13 protein-coding genes are annotated in these 16,942 nt (G+C 69.9%); 7 read left to right on the top strand and 6 right to left on the bottom strand.

Features of this window, described 5'->3' with window-relative positions; all coding sequences use genetic code 11:
• The first annotated feature begins 12 nt into the window (after positions 1-12).
• From glgX to MTAB308_RS07595, 5 genes are read left to right on the top strand one after another with little or no spacing between them, the layout of a single operon-like run.
• Entirely contained in the window at positions 13-2,244 is a 2,232-nt protein-coding gene (gene glgX, locus MTAB308_RS07615; protein WP_077098854.1) for a glycogen debranching protein GlgX, read from the top strand.
• Positions 2,245-2,247: 3 nt separating this feature from the next.
• Positions 2,248-4,548, top strand: coding sequence for a malto-oligosyltrehalose synthase (treY, locus tag MTAB308_RS07610; protein ID WP_077098853.1), 2,301 nt, complete (start codon positions 2,248-2,250; stop codon positions 4,546-4,548).
• Complete coding sequence (treZ, locus tag MTAB308_RS07605) at positions 4,541-6,268, top strand: malto-oligosyltrehalose trehalohydrolase (protein WP_077098852.1); 1,728 nt, start codon at positions 4,541-4,543, stop codon at positions 6,266-6,268. Before treY ends, treZ begins: the two co-directional genes overlap by 8 nt.
• 57 nt (positions 6,269-6,325) lie before the next feature.
• Positions 6,326-7,228, top strand: a complete 903-nt coding sequence (locus MTAB308_RS07600) for a class I SAM-dependent methyltransferase (protein ID WP_077098851.1) — start codon at positions 6,326-6,328, stop codon at positions 7,226-7,228.
• 16 nt (positions 7,229-7,244) lie between these two features.
• Positions 7,245-7,826, top strand: coding sequence for a mismatch-specific DNA-glycosylase (locus MTAB308_RS07595; RefSeq protein WP_077098850.1), 582 nt, complete (start codon positions 7,245-7,247; stop codon positions 7,824-7,826).
• Here MTAB308_RS07595 and MTAB308_RS07590 read toward each other — a convergent pair.
• Entirely contained in the window at positions 7,804-9,111 is a 1,308-nt protein-coding gene (locus MTAB308_RS07590) for an aminotransferase class I/II-fold pyridoxal phosphate-dependent enzyme (protein ID WP_077098849.1), read from the bottom strand. The two genes, MTAB308_RS07595 and MTAB308_RS07590, sit on opposite strands and share 23 nt — an antisense overlap.
• A 40-nt stretch (positions 9,112-9,151) precedes the next feature.
• Between MTAB308_RS07590 and MTAB308_RS07585 the strand changes: the two genes are divergently transcribed.
• A complete protein-coding gene (locus tag MTAB308_RS07585; RefSeq protein ID WP_077098848.1) occupies positions 9,152-9,802 on the top strand; it encodes a pyridoxamine 5'-phosphate oxidase family protein in 651 nt (216 codons plus the stop codon).
• A 64-nt stretch (positions 9,803-9,866) separates the two neighbouring features.
• Here MTAB308_RS07585 and ilvA read toward each other — a convergent pair whose 3' ends face one another.
• The 3 genes from ilvA to MTAB308_RS07570 are packed head-to-tail and all read right to left on the bottom strand — an operon-like array spanning position 9,867 to position 12,544.
• On the bottom strand, positions 9,867-11,147 hold the full coding sequence (gene ilvA, locus MTAB308_RS07580; RefSeq protein ID WP_077098847.1) for a threonine ammonia-lyase: 1,281 nt from the start codon (positions 11,145-11,147) through the stop codon (positions 9,867-9,869).
• A gap of 47 nt (positions 11,148-11,194) precedes the next feature.
• Positions 11,195-11,632, bottom strand: coding sequence for a nitroreductase family deazaflavin-dependent oxidoreductase (locus MTAB308_RS07575; RefSeq protein WP_077098846.1), 438 nt, complete (start codon positions 11,630-11,632; stop codon positions 11,195-11,197).
• A gap of 9 nt (positions 11,633-11,641) precedes the next feature.
• A complete protein-coding gene (locus tag MTAB308_RS07570) occupies positions 11,642-12,544 on the bottom strand; it encodes an SDR family oxidoreductase (RefSeq protein ID WP_077098845.1) in 903 nt (300 codons plus the stop codon).
• Between the two features lie 88 nt (positions 12,545-12,632).
• On the opposite strand from MTAB308_RS07570, the gene MTAB308_RS07565 reads away from it, so the two are divergent.
• On the top strand, positions 12,633-13,205 hold the full coding sequence (locus tag MTAB308_RS07565) for a TetR/AcrR family transcriptional regulator (RefSeq protein WP_077098844.1): 573 nt from the start codon (positions 12,633-12,635) through the stop codon (positions 13,203-13,205).
• On the opposite strand, the gene MTAB308_RS07560 is transcribed toward MTAB308_RS07565, so the two are convergent.
• Positions 13,206-15,101: a lysophospholipid acyltransferase gene (locus tag MTAB308_RS07560; protein WP_077098843.1), complete on the bottom strand. Its 1,896-nt coding sequence runs from the start codon at positions 15,099-15,101 to the stop codon at positions 13,206-13,208.
• Positions 15,098-16,924: a fatty acid--CoA ligase FadD11 gene (fadD11, locus tag MTAB308_RS07555; protein ID WP_077098842.1), complete on the bottom strand. Its 1,827-nt coding sequence runs from the start codon at positions 16,922-16,924 to the stop codon at positions 15,098-15,100. Before fadD11 ends, MTAB308_RS07560 begins: the two co-directional genes overlap by 4 nt.
• Positions 16,925-16,942: the final 18 nt, after the last annotated feature.

Below are 16,942 nucleotides of genomic sequence, written 5' to 3'. Positions count from 1 at the left end.
TAAGGTCAAGTGATGCCGACGAACGATCCAGCCGTCGAATCGAGTGGTGCGGGGGGCGCCGCCGCGCCGGATGCGGGCCGGGCCCAGCCCAAACTAGCCACGGTGTGGCCGGGCAACCCTTATCCGCTCGGCGCCTCCTATGACGGCGCGGGAACCAACTTTTCGTTGTTCTCCGAGATCGCCGAGCAGGTCGACTTGTGCTTGATCGGCGGCGACGGCAGTGAGTCGCGGATCCCCCTTGATGAGGTCGACGGATACGTCTGGCACGCGTACCTGCCGAACATCACGCCGGGTCAGCGGTACGGATTTCGCGTGCACGGCCCCTTCGACCCGGCTGCCGGCCACCGGTGTGACCCGAGCAAGCTGCTGCTGGATCCGTACGGCAAGGCGTTCCACGGAGACTTCACCTTCGGCCAGGCGCTGTATTCCTACGACCTCAAGGCCGTCACCCCGGACGGCCCCAACGCCGACGGGGCCGACCCGGGGACCCCGCCGATGGTCGACTCGCTCGGGCACACCATGACCAGCGTGGTGAGCAACCCGTTTTTCGACTGGGGCTCCGACCGCGCCCCGCTCACCCCGTACCACGAGACCGTCATCTACGAGGCCCACGTCAAGGGCATGACGCAAACCCATCCCGGCGTCCCCGAGGAGCTGCGGGGCACCTACGCCGGGCTGGCCCACCCGGTGGTGATCGATCACCTCAAGTCGCTCGGCGTCACCGCCATCGAGCTCATGCCGGTTCACCAGTTCATGCACGACTCGCGGCTGCTCGACCTGGGCCTGCGAAACTACTGGGGCTACAACACGTTTGGCTTCTTCGCCCCGCACAATCAGTACGCGGCCAACCGGCGGGCCAGCGTCGCGGAGTTCAAATCCATGGTCCGCAGCTTCCATGAGGCCGGCATCGAGGTGATCCTCGACGTGGTCTACAACCACACCGCCGAGGGCAACCACCTCGGGCCCACGATCAACTTCCGTGGCATCGACAACGCCGCCTACTACCGGCTCGTCGACGAGGATCTGCGGCTGTACAAGGACTACACCGGCACCGGCAACAGCCTCAATCCCCGCCACCCGCACGTGCTGCAGCTCATCATGGACTCGCTGCGCTACTGGGTGATCGAGATGCACGTCGACGGGTTCCGCTTCGACTTGGCCGCCACGCTGGCCCGCGAGCTGCACGACGTCGACCGGCTGAGCGCGTTTTTCGACCTCGTGCAGCAGGATCCGGTGGTCAGCCAGGTCAAATTGATCGCCGAGCCGTGGGACGTCGGCGAGGGCGGCTACCAGGTCGGCAATTTCCCGGGTTTGTGGACCGAGTGGAACGGGAAGTATCGCGATACTGTGCGTGACTACTGGCGGGGTGAGCCCGCAACCCTGGGCGAGTTCGCTTCCCGGCTGACCGGGTCGTCGGACCTGTATGAGGCGACCGGCCGGCGGCCCAGCGCCAGCATCAACTTCGTCACCGCCCACGACGGATTCACCCTCAACGACCTGGTGTCCTACAACGAAAAGCACAACCTGGCCAACGGCGAGGACAACCGGGACGGGGAAAGCCACAACCGATCGTGGAACTGCGGAGTGGAAGGCCCCACCGACGACCCCGACATCATCGAGCTGCGCGGCCGCCAGATGCGCAACTTCTGGGCCACCCTGATGCTCAGCCAGGGCACGCCGATGATCGCGCACGGCGACGAGCTCGGGCGCACCCAGAACGGCAACAACAACGTCTACTGCCAGGACTCCGAATTGTCTTGGATGGACTGGTCATTGGTCGACAAGAACGCGGAACTGCTCGCGTTCGCGCGCAAGGTGACCAGCCTGCGCAAGAACCACTCGGTGTTCCGCCGGCGTCGCTTCTTCGAGGGCGAGCCGATCCGAAGCGGCGACGAGGTCCGCGATATCGCCTGGCTCAATCCGAGTAGTCGCGAGATGACGCACGAGGACTGGGGCGAGAGCATCCACAAGTGTGTGGCGGTATTCCTCAACGGCGATGCCATCACCGCGCCGAACGCGCGCGGCGAGCGCGTGGTCGACGACTCGTTCCTGTTGTGCTTCAACGCCGGCGACGAACCGGTCGAGTTCGTGATGCCGCCCGACGACTATGCCCAGGAGTGGACCGTGGAGCTGAACACCAACGAGCCGGCGGGCTTCAAAGAAGGGGCCGATCAGGTGATGAGTGCCGAGGAGAAGGTCTCGCTGCCGTCACGTTCGCTGCTGGTCCTTCGTAAGACCTTGTGACGCATGGCCTTACCAGTCCTGTCCACCTACCGGCTCCAGCTGCGTGGTGAGTCCAGCGGATTCGCGTTCACCTTCGCCGACGCCGAGAACCTGCTGGACTACCTCGACGACCTGGGGGTGACCCACCTCTACCTGTCCCCGGTGTTGACCGCGGCGCGCGGGTCCGCCCACGGGTACGACGTCACCGACCCGACCACGGTCTCCGACGAGCTGGGCGGTCCAGACGGACTGGCGCGCTTGTCCGCGGCGGCGCGGGCGCGCGGCATGGGCCTGATCATCGACGTCGTGCCCAACCACGTCGGCATCGACGACCCGCGGCAGAACGCCTGGTGGTGGGACGTGTTGCGGCACGGCCGGAGTTCGCGGTACGCGGCGTTCTTCGACATCGACTGGGACCTCGACGCGGACGGCCGAATCGTGTTGCCGATCTTGGGTTCCGACGACGATGCGGCCGAGGCGAAGGTCGACGGCGACCTGCTGCGGCTGGGCGACCTGGCGCTGCCCATCGCGCCCGGCACCGGCGAGGGACCCGGACCGCAGGTGCACGACCGCCAGAACTATCGGATGGTGGGCTGGCGCAACGGAGTCTGCGGTTACCGCCGGTTCTTCTCGATCACCTCGCTCGCAGGCCTGCGGCAGGAGGATCGCGCGGTGTTCGACGCCAGCCACGCCGAGGTCGCCCGCTGGTTCGGCGAGGGGCTGGTGGACGGCGTCCGCATCGACCACCCCGACGGATTGTCCGACCCGTGCGGCTATCTGGAGCGGCTGCGGGAGCTGGTCGGCCCGGACGCCTGGATCGTCATCGAGAAGATCCTGGCCGTCGACGAGGCGCTCGAGCCCACGCTGCCGGTGGCGGGGACCACCGGCTATGACGTGCTCCGCCAGGTCGGTGGGGTTTTCGTCGAGCCGGCCGGCGAGCAGGCGCTGACCGCACTCGTCGGGTCGGCCGGGGTGGATTACCACGCCATGCCGAAGCTGCTCGCCGAACTCAAGATCCGCGCGGCGACGGTGACACTGGCCAGCGAGCTGGCCCGGCTGCGGCGCGCCGTGGTGGCCGCGGCGGGCGCCGATCACCCGCTGCTGCCCGAGGCGGTCGCCGCCCTGCTCACCCACATCGGCGTCTACCGCAGCGACTACCCCGGCCTGGCCGCGCTGCTGCCCACCGCGTTGGCCGAAACCCAGGCGCAATCACCGGAATTGGGGCCCGCGCTGGAGGTGCTCGCGGCGGCGCTGACCCGCGGTGGGGAGTCCGCCACCCGGCTGCAGCAGCTGTGCGGCGCCGTGACCGCCAAGGCCGTCGAGGACTGCCTGTTCTACCGCGACGCCCGGCTGGTGTCGCTCAACGAGGTGGGCGGCGAACCGGATCGCTTCGGCGTCGGGCTGGCCGAGTTTCACCACAGCGCCGCCACCCGCGCCCGGTTATGGCCGCACACGATGACGACCCTGACCACCCACGACACCAAACGCGGCGAGGACGTGCGGGCCCGGATCGGCGTGCTGTCCCAGGTGCCGTCGCTGTGGACCGAGTTCCTCACCCGCTGGGAGGCGAAGGCGCCCTCCCCCGATCCGGCGACCGGACAATTCCTGTGGCAGAACATTTTCGGCGTCTGGCCGGTGGGCGGCCAGGTGACCGAGGAGCTGCGCGGCCGGCTGCACGCCTACGCCGAGAAGGCCATCCGCGAGGCGGCCTGGCACACGTCGTGGAACGACCCGGACGCCGACTTCGAGGGCGCGGTGCACCGCTGGCTGGACGCCGTCCTCGACGGCCCGGTGGCCGGCCAGCTGACCGAACTGGTGGCGCAGCTCAATTCGCACGCGGCCAGCGACGCGCTGGGCCAGAAGCTGCTCGCGCTGACGGTGCCGGGAATACCGGACGTCTACCAGGGGACCGAGCTCTGGGACGACAGCCTGGTCGATCCCGACAACCGTCGCGCCGTCGACTACGCAGCGCGGCGTGGCGCCCTGAAAGATCTGCGCCACCCGAAGATTCGCGTCGTCACCGCGGCGCTTCGGGTGCGGCGATCGCGCCCACAAACGTTCCTGCGCGGCGCCTACGTTCCGGTGCTCGCCGAGGGCGAGGCCAGCGAGCACGTCGTGGCATTTCGCCGCGGTGACGACGTGCTCGTCGCGGTGACCCGCTGGACCGTGCGGCTGGCCGAAAAGGGCTGGGGCAATACCGTACTGCCGCTGCCCGAGGGCACCTGGACCGACGCGCTGTCCGGCGCCGTGGCCAGCGGGGCGACGTCGGCCGCCCAGTTGTTCTCCGACCTGCCCGTGGTGCTGCTGGAGCGCCGGCATGACTGAGTTCCGGGTGTGGGCACCCGGGCCGTCGGTGGTGCGCCTTGACGTCGACGGCGCGGTGCACCGGATGACCCGCTCCGACGACGGCTGGTGGCACGCCGACGTCGCGGCGGCGCCCGACGCCCGGTACGGCTACCTGCTCGACGACGACCCCACCGTGTTGCCCGACCCCCGCTCGGCCCGCCAGCCCGACGGTGTGCACGCCCGGTCGCAGCTGTGGGACCCGACCGGTGCGCGGTGGACCGACGGCGACTGGCCGGGCCGGTCGTTGGAACGCGGCGCCGTGATCTACGAGCTGCACCTCGGGACCTTCACGCCCGCGGGCACTTTCGACGCCGCCGCCGAAAAGCTCGATTACCTGGTCGATCTCGGTGTCGACTTCGTCGAGCTGATGCCGGTCAATTCCTTCGCCGGCACCCACGGCTGGGGCTACGACGGCGTGCTGTGGTACAGCGTGCACGAACCGTACGGCGGCCCCGACGGCCTGGTCCGGTTCGTCGACGCGTGTCACGCGCGCGGCCTGGGCGTGCTGATCGACGCGGTGTTCAACCACCTCGGCCCGTCGGGGAACTACCTGCCGCGCTTCGGGCCCTACCTGTCCTCGGCGAGCAACCCGTGGGGCGAGGGCATCAACATCGCCGACGCCGACTCCGACGAGGTGCGGCGCTACATCATCGGCTGCGCGCTGCGCTGGATGCGCGACTTCCACGCCGACGGGCTGCGCCTGGACGCCGTGCACGCGCTGGTGGACACCACGGCCATCCACATCCTCGAGGAGCTCGCGACCGAAACCGACTGGCTGGCAAGCCAGCTGGGCCGGCCGCTGTCGCTGATCGCCGAGAGCGACCTCAACGACCCGCGGCTGATCACCCCGCGCGATCGCAACGGCTACGGGCTGACCGCGCAGTGGGCCGACGACATCCACCACGCCATCCACACCGCGGTGTCCGGCGAGCGCCAGGGCTACTACGCGGACTTCGGGTCGCTTGCCACCCTGGCGGAAACGCTGCGGCACGGCTACTTCCACGCCGGCACCTATTCGTCGTTCCGGCGCCGTCGGCACGGGCGACCGCTGGACACGGGTGCTGTCCCGGCCACCCGGCTGGTCGCCTACACGTGCACCCACGATCAGGTGGGCAACCGGGCGCTCGGTGATCGCCCCTCGCAGAACCTGACGCCCGGCCAGCTCGCGGTCAAGGCCGCGCTCGCCCTCGGGTCGCCCTACACGGCAATGCTTTTCATGGGCGAGGAATGGGCGGCGTCGACCCCCTTTCAGTTCTTCAGCTCGCATCCCGAGCCCGAGCTCGCGCGTGCCACCGCCGACGGGCGCAAGGCCGAATTCGCCGAGCACGGCTGGGACGCCGACGAAATCCCCGATCCCCAGGATCCGCAGACATTTTTGCGTTCCAAGCTGAAGTGGGACGAGGTCGACACCGGCGAACACGCCCGCTTGCTGCGCGTGTACCGGGACCTGATCGCCCTGCGGCACAACGACGCCGACCTGACCGACCCATGGCTGGAACGCCTCACGGTCGACTACGACGAAGAGCAACGCTGGATCAGCGTTCGTCGCGGCGCATTGCACATCGCGTGCAACCTCGGCGCCGAGCCGGCGACGGTGCCCGTGGCGGGCGAGGTGGTCCTCGCGTGGGGCGAACCCGAGGTCGGCACCGAGGGCACCGTGCTGGACGGTCATACATTTGCCATCCTGCGCGTACAGTAGGCCATAACCCTTATATGACCTAACTAACGCATGGCTGCGTGGACAAGGAGTTCGCGGATGACCCGCACCGAGAACGACACCTGGGACCTGGCGTCGAGCGTCGGCGCGACCGCCACGGCCGTCGCCGCGTCACGGGCAATGGCCTCCCGGGGCCCCGATCCCCTGCTGGCCGACCCGTGGGCCGACCCGCTGGTGCGGGCGGTGGGCATCGACACCTTCGTCAAGCTGATCGATGGCGAGATCGGGCCCGGCGACGACGATCCGGTGCTGAACCGCCGGACCATGAACGAACAGATCACCGTGCGCACCCGCTTTTTCGACGATTTCTTCATGCAGGCGACCGGCTCGGGCATCAGGCAGGCCGTCATCCTGGCGTCGGGCCTGGACACCCGGGCCTACCGGCTGGCGTGGCCGGCGGGCACGGTGGTGTACGAGATCGACCAACCGGCGGTCATCGACTTCAAAACGCGGACGCTGGCGGGCCTGGGCGCCGAGCCGACCGCGCAGCGCCGCACGGTCGCGATCGACCTGCGCGACGACTGGCCCGCGGCGCTGGTGGCCGCCGGTTTCGACACCGGACAGCCGACGGCCTGGAGCGCCGAAGGCCTGCTCCCGTATCTGCCCCCGGAGGCTCAGGATCGCCTGTTCGACAACGTCGTCGCGCTTTCCGCGCCCGGCAGCCGGATCGCTACCGAACATCTGGACCTGCGCAACGTCCCCTCGGACTGGGCGCAACGGCTGACCGAGCGGTCCCGGCGCATCGGCTCCAACATCAACCTGGCCGAGTTGTTCTACACCGGCGAGCGCAACACCGCCGCCGAGTACCTCACCGGGCACGGTTGGCGGGTGAACATCCGAACCACCGAGCAGTGCTACTCCGCCCATGGGTTCGAGCTGCCCAACGACGAGATGGCCGCCTTCGGCGGCGACTCCGGCTACCTGACCGCCGATCTGGACTAGGCAACCGGCGGGTGCGGTGCGGTTCACTCGCGAACAGCTGAAGGGGTTCAGCGGTCGGACGCTGCCCGACCTGATCTCCGCCGACGTCCGGCTACTGTTCGTGGGCATCAATCCGGGCTTGAGAACCGTTGCGGTGCAGGCGCATTTCGCTCCCCGCGGCAATCGGTTCTGGCCGGCCCTCTACCGCGCCGGCATCACCGATCATCTGATCGACGCCTCGTCCGGGTTTACCCCGACCGACCGGGATTACTTGCTAGCGCGCGGAATTGGCATCACGAACCTGGTCGAGCGGGCGAGCGCGGGCGCCGACGAACTCACGGTCGCGGAGCTGGTCGAGGGCCGGCGGAAGCTGGACCGGACGGTGCGGAAGTACTCCCCGAAGGTGGTCGCGGTCCTGGGGATCACCGCCTTTCGAGACGCGTTCGGCGAGCGCCGGGCCGGCTCGGGCAGGCAGGTATCGCCCTATCCGGCGACGGAGCTGTGGGTGGTCCCCAATCCCAGTGGCCGCAACGCCCACGCGTCGCTGTCCGGCCTCGCCGCCGCCTACGGCGACGTAGCCCGCGCCGCCGGCATCCCTACACGCTCGGACGGCCCGTAGCCAGCACGGCCTTGGCGATCCCGTCGGCGAGCGGTTCGATCTCGTCGGATCTCAAATCGGCCACGGTGACGCGTATTCCGGGCGCCGTGCGCATGCGGAACCGGGTGCCCGGCGCCGCGGCCCAACCCGCGGCGAGCAGCCGGGTGATCGCCACCGTCTCGTCCGGCACCGGCACCCACACGTTGAGCCCCGATCGGCCGTGGGCGCTCACGCCGCGTCGAGCCAGCTCCTCGCGCAGCCCGGTGCGGTTGCGGGTGTACTGCGCCTCGGCCCGCGCGATCAGGCGCGACGCCCCGTCGTCGGCCCACAACCGGACCGCGAGGTCTTGCAGGAGGTGGCTCACCCATCCCGGCCCCAGCCGGAGCCGCCCCTGCACCCGCTCGATGGTGCGCCGGTCCCCGGCGAGCACGGCGACGCGCAGGTCGGGGCCGTAGGCCTTGGACGCCGACCGCACGAACGCCCACTGCCCGGTCGAGCCGGCCAGGGTGTGCAGCGACGCGCCCGAAATCCCCGCGCAGTGATCGTCCTCGACCACCAGCAGCTCGGCACCGGAAACCAGGCCACGCAGCTCATCCGCGCGGGCCGCGGATAACGCCGCGCCCGTTGGGTTTTGAGCCCGGCCGGTGAGGACGAGCGCGCGCACGCCGCGGGCCAGGGCGCGCTGCACGTCGGCGACCAGCGGCCCGTCGTCGTCGACCCGCACCGGTTCGGGCGAGAACCCCAGCGCCGCAACAAGATCCAGCAGATTGGCCCAGCCGGGATCCTCGACGGCCACCCGATCGCCGGCGCGCAGGTGGGCGGCCAGCGCCCTCTCGATGCCGTCGAGCGCCCCGCTGGTGACCGCGAGGTGATCCGCCGGGACGCCGTCCGCGGCCAGCGCGGCGCGCGCCCGTTCCAGCAGTTCGGCCGAGGCAGCCGGCTCGCCGTAGAGCAGCGGTCCGGCCCTCGGCGTCTCGACGGATCCGATGGGCAGCAGGGCCGGGTCCGGGTTGCCCGTGGACAGGTCGCGCACGCCCGCGGGGACGTCCAGCCCCAGCAGCGAGCGGGGGGTGGTCGCCGGGCGGTGCCGCACCCGGGTGCCGCGCCGCCCGGCCGCCTCGACGGCCCCGCGTTCGCGCAGCAGGCGGTACGCCGCGGCCACGGTGTTGGCGTTGACGCGCAGTCGTCCGGCCAGTTCGCGGATCGGCGGCAGCGCCGCCCCGGGCACCAGCGCGCCCCGGGAGATGGCCTCCTCGACGCTGGCGGCTATGGATTCCGCACCGGTCCCCGTATATTGTACTGGCACGAGAATTATTATGTACTAGAACAAATGTGAAGGCAATCCGTTGAGTTACCACCCCACCCCCCGGACCACGCCGACCCGCTACCGGGAGCGCGCCGACTACGACCGCGCGACCGTGCACCAGATCCTCGATGAGGCCCTGGTCTGCCACCTGGGCTACCTGGGCGCCGGCGGGCCGGTGGTGCTGCCGACGACGCACGCGCGCCTCGGCGAGACCCTCTACCTGCACGGCTCGACCGGCGGCGGCCCGATGCTGGCGGCGACGGCGGCCGCCGCGACCGGGTCGGGTCTGCCGGTCTGCGTCACCGTCACCCTGGTGGACGGGCTGGTGCTGGCCCGCGCGGCCATGCACCATTCGGTGAACTTCCGCTCGGTGGTCGTGCGGGGCGGCGCGCGCGTGGTCGAGGATCCCGCGGAGAAGCTGCGCGCGCTGCGCTGCCTGCTCGACCACATTCGGCCCGGGCGCGCCGACGACTGCCGGACGCCCAACGCGCGCGAACTCGCCGCCACCGGGGTGCTCGCCCTCGACCTCGTCGAGGTCTCGGCCAAGCTGCGCACCGGCGGGCCGGTTGACGATCCGGAGGACGCCGCGCTGCCGCACTGGGCCGGCGTGGTGCCGCTCGGCCTGGCGGCCGGAACTCCGGTGCCCGCCGACGACCTCGATCCCGCCACCCCGCTGCCGCCCTACCTCTAGGCGTCGAACGTCGACTTGTTTGCGCGCTTTCGCGTTTTCCGCGCCACAACTCGACGTTCGGCGCCTACAGCAGGTACCGGTAGGCCGGCGAGCCCGGCTCGAGGGCCTCGACGTGAATTTCCGTCGCCCGCATCCGCGCCATCAAGCCGTCCAGGCCCGCGGCCGATCCCAGCTCGATCCCGACCAGCGCCTCCCCGGTCTCCCGGTTGTTGCGCTTGACGTACTCGAACAGGGTGATGTCGTCGTTGGGCCCGAGCACCTCGTCGAGGAACCGCCGCAGCGCACCCGGCTCCTGCGGGAAGTCGACCAGGAAGTAGTGCTTGAGCCCGAGGTGGACCAGCGAGCGCTCCAGCACCTCGCCGTAGCGCGACACGTCGTTGTTGCCGCCCGAGATCAGGCACACCACGGTGGAGCCGGGCTCGATGTCGGCCTCCAGCAGGCCCGCGACCGACAACGCACCCGCCGGCTCGGCGATGATGCCCTCGTTCTGATACAGGTCCAGCATCGCGGTGCATACCGCTCCCTCGTCGACCATCGTGATCGACACCATGTCGCCGGCGGCGGCCAGCGCCGCATAGGTCAGCGTCCCCGCCCGTTTCACCGCGGCGCCGTCGACGAACTGGTCGACGTGGTCCAGCGTCACCGGCTCGCCGGCGGCCAGCGCGGCCATCATCGCCGCGGCGCCGGCCGGCTCGATGCCCAGCACCGCGGTGTTGGTCGTCCGTTCGGCCAGGTAGGTGGTGATGCCGGCGATGCAGCCGCCGCCGCCCACCGGGACCACGACCAGGTCGGGCTCGGCATCCAGCTGGTCGAGCAGCTCGACGGCGATGGTGCCCTGGCCGGCCATGGTGCGCAGGTCGTCGTACGGCGGGACCAGCGTCGCGCCGGTGCGTTCGACATCGGCGAGCGCGGCCTCGGCGGCCAGGTCGTAGGTCGATCCGCCCACGATCAGCTCGATGAACTCCCCGCCGTGATAGCGGATCCGGTCGCGCTTCTGCTTGGGCGTCTTGGCCGGCACGTAGACCCGGCCGTGCACGCCCAGCGCCCGGCAGGCGAAGGCGAAGCCCTGCGCGTGGTTGCCCGCAGACGAGCACACCACGCCCGCGGCCAGCTCCTCCCCCGACAGTTGCACCAGCAGGTTGTAGGCGCCGCGCAGCTTGTAGGAGCGCACCACCTGCAGGTCTTCGCGCTTGAGGTACACCTGCGCGCCGGTGATCGCCGACAGCCGATCGCTCAGCTGCAGCGGGGTGGGCGCGACCACAGGGGCAATCCGCTGCGCCGCGGCATCGATGTCAGCCGCGCACAGCGGCGACCTGCTCGGGCTCTGACTGAATTCAGCGGACACCGATCAATGGTGCCATGCCGCCCAGCTGGGAATTAGCCCGGTGGAAATTAGTCGACCGGGGTCAGAACGAAGACCGGAATCTGGCGGTCGGTCTTTTTCTGGTAGTCCGCATAGTCGGGCCACGCTTCGACGGCGCGCTCCCACCAGGTGGCCTTCTCGTCCCCGAATACCTCGCGGGCCTCGTAGTCGCGGGTGACGTTGCCGTCCTGCAGCTCGACGCGCGGGTTCTTTTTGACGTTGTGGTACCAGACCGGGTGCTTGGGGGCGCCGCCGAGCGACGCGACGATCGCGTACTCGCCGTTGTGCTCGACGCGCATGAGCGGGGTTTTGCGCAGCTTGCCGGTCTTGGCGCCGACTGTGGTCAACAGAATGATGGGTTTCCCCTTCATGTCTGCGGCCTCGGTGCCACCGGACTCGGCGTACTTGTCGGCTTGTTCGCGGGACCAATCCCACGGGCTGGGGGCGTATTCACCTGAAAGCGGCATACGCCCACCTTAGGGCGCGCCGATTTCCCCTGACCGGGGGTACTCGCCCGATTCCAGGTCCTCGAGCAGGCTGGGGCCGGTGGGTTTCCAGCCGAATCGCTCGCGCGTCAGCGCGCTCGAGGAGGGCTGGTCGACGGCGAAGATGGCGCCGAGCGGGCCGAAGCTCTCGGCCGGGGCCGAGTCGACGCGAACGCCGAGCCGCCGGCCGATCACCTCGGCGATCGCACGCATCGGATCTCCTTCGTCGCCCACGGCATGCAGCACCGAGCCGGGCGGGGCTTGTTCGAGCGCGAGGCGGAACAACCGCGCCGCGTCGTCTCGATGGACGGCGGGCCAGCGCTGCGCGCCGTCGCCGACGTATGCGGACACGCCACTGGCTTGCGCGGCCTGGATCAGGATGCCGGCGAAACCGTACCGGCCGCCGGCGTCGTGCACCGACCGCGGCAGCCGTACCACCGATGATCGGACGCCGCGCTCGGCCAGATCGACGACGGCCCGGCCGGTGTGGCCGCGTCCCGCCATCGGCCCGCCGCTGGCGAAGGGATCGCCTTCGGTGCTCGGACGTCCCGGTACCGGTGGGGTGCCGCTGGCCAGCACCAGCGGTTTGCCGGTGTCGACGAGCGCTTCACCGAGCGCGGCGACCGCGCGGGCTTCGGCGCCGATGGCGTCCCCCACGCCGGTGAAGTCGTGGTTGAACGCGAGGTAGACGACGCCGTCGGTGTCGCCGGCCGCCTTTTTCAGGACCTCGACGTCGGCGATGTCACCGCGCAGCGGCTCACCGCCGAGCCGGCTGACGGTCGCGGCCGCGGCCTCGGATCGCGCCAGCCCCACCACCCGATGGCCGGCCGCGACGAGTTCCGAGACGACGGCCGAGCCGATTCCTCCGCTGGCCCCGGTGACGAACACGCGCATGAGAGACTTCCCTTCGGGTGATGCGACCATGATCCCATCACCCTACAGCACTGATGGGATAGTTGTCCCATCACGGTAGGATGGCGTCATGGGCCGCTGGCAACCCGACGCACGCGAACGCCTGGTCGCCGCGGCGCTGGAGCTGTTCAACGAGCGCGGCTACGACGAGACCACGGTCGCGCAGATCGCCGAGCGGGCCGGGCTGACGAAGAGCACCTTCTTTCGTCATTTCCCGGACAAACGCGATCTGCTGGCCGCGGGCCAGGACACCATCGCGCAACTACTTCGAGAGGGCATCGCCGCCGCGCCCGCCGACGCCACACCCCTGGCCGTGGTCTGCTGCGGCCTGAAGGCCGCCGCGGCCGCGTTCACCTCGTTCAACCGCGAACTCGCGCCCCGGCTCAAGGCCGCGATCGCCGCCAGCACCGAGCTCCAAGAACGCAACGCGCTCAAGCAGATTGGGCTGTCGGCGGCGATGGCCGAGGCGCTGCAAACGCGCGGCATTCCGGCGCCGACGGCCGTGCTGGCCGCGGAACTGGGCGGCGTGGCGTTCAAAACCGCCTATGCCCAGTGGGCCGAGCCCGGCGAGGAGCAAGACCTGGGCGCCATGGCGTGCGCGGCGTTGCGCGAGTTGCACGCGGCCGCCGTCGATCTCGGCTGATCAGGACCGAGCCCGGGCCAGTTCCGCGATGGCGTTCACGCGCCTGATGGCGGTGGCGATCTCGTCGGCGAAGTCGCGTCGTCGCTGGGCGATGTCCGGACTCTCGAACGCGTCCACCAGCTCGCGGTGCCGCGCCAGCCGCAGCGCGGTCTTGAACAGTTCCATCGACCGCGACTCGGCGTTGGCGATCCTGCGCTGCAGCTCCCACTGCTTGCCCACCTCGAGGCACTCGCCCAGAAATTCGTCCTCGTCGAACGATTCGTCCTCGAGGGCGGCCAGCCGGTCGGCGACGATGTGGTAGGCGTCCAGGAACGGGCGCAACACCAGGTGCGCCAGCAGCAGGTCGGCCTTCTCCAGGAGCCCGCGCACATCGGCCGCGGGCGCGGCCTTACTGGTGTCTTCCACCCGCCCGATCAGGCGCACCTCGTCGGCGAGCTCCTTTTCGAACTGGGCGCGCGCCGAGAACAAGAACTCGAACTTCAGCAACTCGCGCAGGCTCAGCGCCTCGTCGCGCACGGCCGTCGGCAACACCTGGCGGTCCACGGAGTTCTCGGCGTCCTCAACGGCCGCCAGCAACGCCGTCTCCGCGATGGCGCGATCGACCAGGATGTGGATCGCGGTGTTGCGGTAGAACGCCGCGACCAGATGCTGGTCGGCGCCGATCCCCCAGACCGGTTCGGTGCCCGCGTCGTAGACGCTGACCACGCCCGAGGCGACGAGTTGATGCAGCGTCCAGCGGATCGTGGAACGGTTTGTCAGGTCCGCGGCGCCGGCTACCGTCCAGTTGCGCGCCGCGATGTAGCTCGCCAGCGGGCGCACGGTGGCCAGCACCTCGCTGATGGACAGCGACCGGTCGGCGCCCAGCAGCGCGAGGCTCACCACCGCGGTCGGGGTGACGGGCGTGGCGCGATTGATCCGGTGCTCGACGTCCAGCGCGATGCGTTCGATCTCGGTGCCCGTCCCGGGCTCGTCGGCCCGCAGCTCCTCGAGGCGCTTGCGCAGCGGCAGCGGTTCGCCGAAATCCAGGTAGGCGCGGCCCAGCCGCTCCCCCTGCTGTCGCGCCAGCCGGATCAGGAAGCGGAAGTCCTCGGGCCGTTTGGCCGCGCCGTAGGCTTCGGTCGTCATCGCCTCCACCTCGTGCAGCTGGTCGTACACGATGGAGGTCGGCACCAAATAGACCTCGGGGCCGTCGATTTCGTCGACCGCGTCGCTGATGTAGCGCAGGATCCCGTACACCGGGGGCCGCAGCTTGCCGGTCCGGGTCCGGCCCCCCTCGATCGACCAGGTGAGGTTGGCGTGGTTCTGCACCAGCTGGGCGGCGTAGGCGCGCAGCACGAAGCGGTAGACGGGAATGTCCTTGGTCTGGCGCCGGATGAAGATCGTGCCGGTGCGCTTGGCCCAGGCGCCCATCGGGAAGAAGTTCAGGTTGGCGCCGCCGAAGGTGAGCGCGGGCGAGAGCCGGTTGGCCTGGATCGTCTCGGGCAGCAGCAGGCCGTCCAGGTAGGAGCGGTGCGAAAAGGCGAACGCCAGCGTCGCTTTGCGGTCCAGCCTGCGCAGCGCGGCGATCTGATCCTCGTCGACCAGGATGTCGTAGGCCCGCATCAGCCAGCACGAAAAGCTGCGCCAGGCCTTCACCGCGCGCTCGTCCAGCGACGGCGCCATCTCACGCAAGTAAGAGGCGGCCTCGGCGCGCACGCCGTCGTGGTCTCGCCCGAGCTCCTCGGCCAGTTTGCCCAGCCGCTCGTCATACCATGGCGCCGCCAGGAGCTGGACGACCTCGTCGGTATCGGTCGGCAATGGCGCCGTCGATTCGTCGACGATCCCGGTGCGCTGCAGCAGCTTTCGCACTCCGGCGCGACCGATTTCGCGCGCCGTCGCCCCCGGCCCCCCGCTCATGCCGGCTGCACCGTGGCGGCTTCGGCGGGCTCGTGGACCTCGGGGTGCCGATCCGCGGCATAGAGTTCCTCGATCTCGCTCGCGTATTTCGTCATGATCGGCTTGCGCTTGAGCTTCATCGTCAGCGTGATCTCGTCCCCGCCGGGCTCCCACACCGTCGGCAGTATCCGGAAGCGCTTGATCTGTTCCACCCGTGAGAGTTTCGTGTTTCCCTGGGCCACGCCGGCGGCGATCCGCGCGATGACCTCCGGGTGGGCGGCCAGCGCCGCCGGCGACGCGTCGGCAACGCCGTGCTGGGCCGCGTACGGGCCGACCGATTCGGCGTCGAAGACCATCAGCGCCGCGTTGTACGGCCGTCCGTCGCCGATCGTCATCATCACGCCCACCATCGGGCAGGCGGCCAGGATGGTGTTCTCGATGTTGGCCGGGGACATGTTCTTTCCGGCCGCGTTGATGATCAGCTCCTTCTTGCGGTCGACCACCTTGAGATAGCCCTCGTCGTCGACCTCGAGGATGTCGCCGGTGTGCAACCAGCCCTCGGCATCGATCGCCTCCGCCGTCTTGGCGGGTTCCCTGCGGTAGCCCTTCATCACCAGGGGACCGCGCACCAGAAACTCGCCGTCCTCGGCGATCCTGCCCTCCAGCCCGGGCAGCAGCTTGCCGACGGTACCCAGGCGCGCCTCGCGCGGATGGCTCACGCTGGCAACGCAACTCAGCTCCGACATGCCCCACACCTCGGCGATGGGGATGCCGATGCCCAGGAAGAACGCCAGCGTCTCCTTCGGGATCGGCGCCGCCCCGGAGACCGCCCAGCGAAGCTCGCCGAACCCGAGCCCCTCCCGCAGCTTCGACAACACCAACTCGTCGGCCTGGGCCCACTCGGCGGCCAGTTGCTCCGGCATCGGTTCACCGGCCACCAGCGTGGCGGCGCGCCGGGCGGCCACCGACATCGCCCACTGCAACGCCTGCCGCTTGGTCTCGTCCGCCTCGTGGCCGACGGCGAATTCGATTCCGGCCTTGAGCTTTTCCCACACCCGCGGCACCGCGCCCCACACCGTGGGCCGAACGTCCGGCAGGGCCGCCGCGATCGCGCGCGCGTCGGAGACGACGGTGACCTGGCTGCCGAACACCTCCAGGCCGTACAACCCCATCACCCGGTCGGCGATGTGCGCCGTGGGCAAAAAAGACGTCACGCGGTCGCCGAACTTCATCGGCAGGACGGCGTCGAGGGCGAGGCCTTCGAACAGCAGATTGGCGTGCGTCATCTCCACGCCCTTCGGATTTCCGGTGGTCCCGGAGGTGTAGATGAGCGTGACGATGTCGTCGGGTTGCACCGCGCGCCAGGTCGACTCGAAATCGAAATCTTGGCGTGCGGCGGCATACAGGTCGTCCAGCGAGATGGTGCCGGGCGGCGAACCGTCGATGCAGACGATGTGCTCGACGGGCGCACCACTGGCGCGAATCCGGTCCACGTACTGCTCCTCGCAGATCGCGACCTTGGTGCCGGCGTTGTCGAACAGGTAGGTCAGCTGCTCGGCGGGCAGCGTGTTGTAGACCGAAAACGAAGTGGCGCCCAGGTGTTGGGCGCCGATCTCCACCGGGTAGAACTCGATCCGGTTGGCCATCATCAGCGACACGGTGTCGCCCCGCCCCACTCCTAGGCCCGCCAGGCCCGCGGCGGCCTGCCGCACCCGCTCCGCAAGCTCCCGCCACGTCAATGTCTGGGTGTCGCCGGGCGTCCGGAGCGCGACGGCATCCGGGGCGACCGCCGCGCTGCGCTGAAACGCCTCGCACAACGTGGCCGGGCGCTCGGGTGCTGTCATTGGCGTCCTCCTTGGCGC

The organism is Mycobacterium terramassiliense, assembly GCF_900157385.1.
GTDB lineage: Bacteria > Actinomycetota > Actinomycetes > Mycobacteriales > Mycobacteriaceae > Mycobacterium > Mycobacterium terramassiliense.
This window is presented reverse-complemented; position numbering and strand designations above follow the sequence as displayed.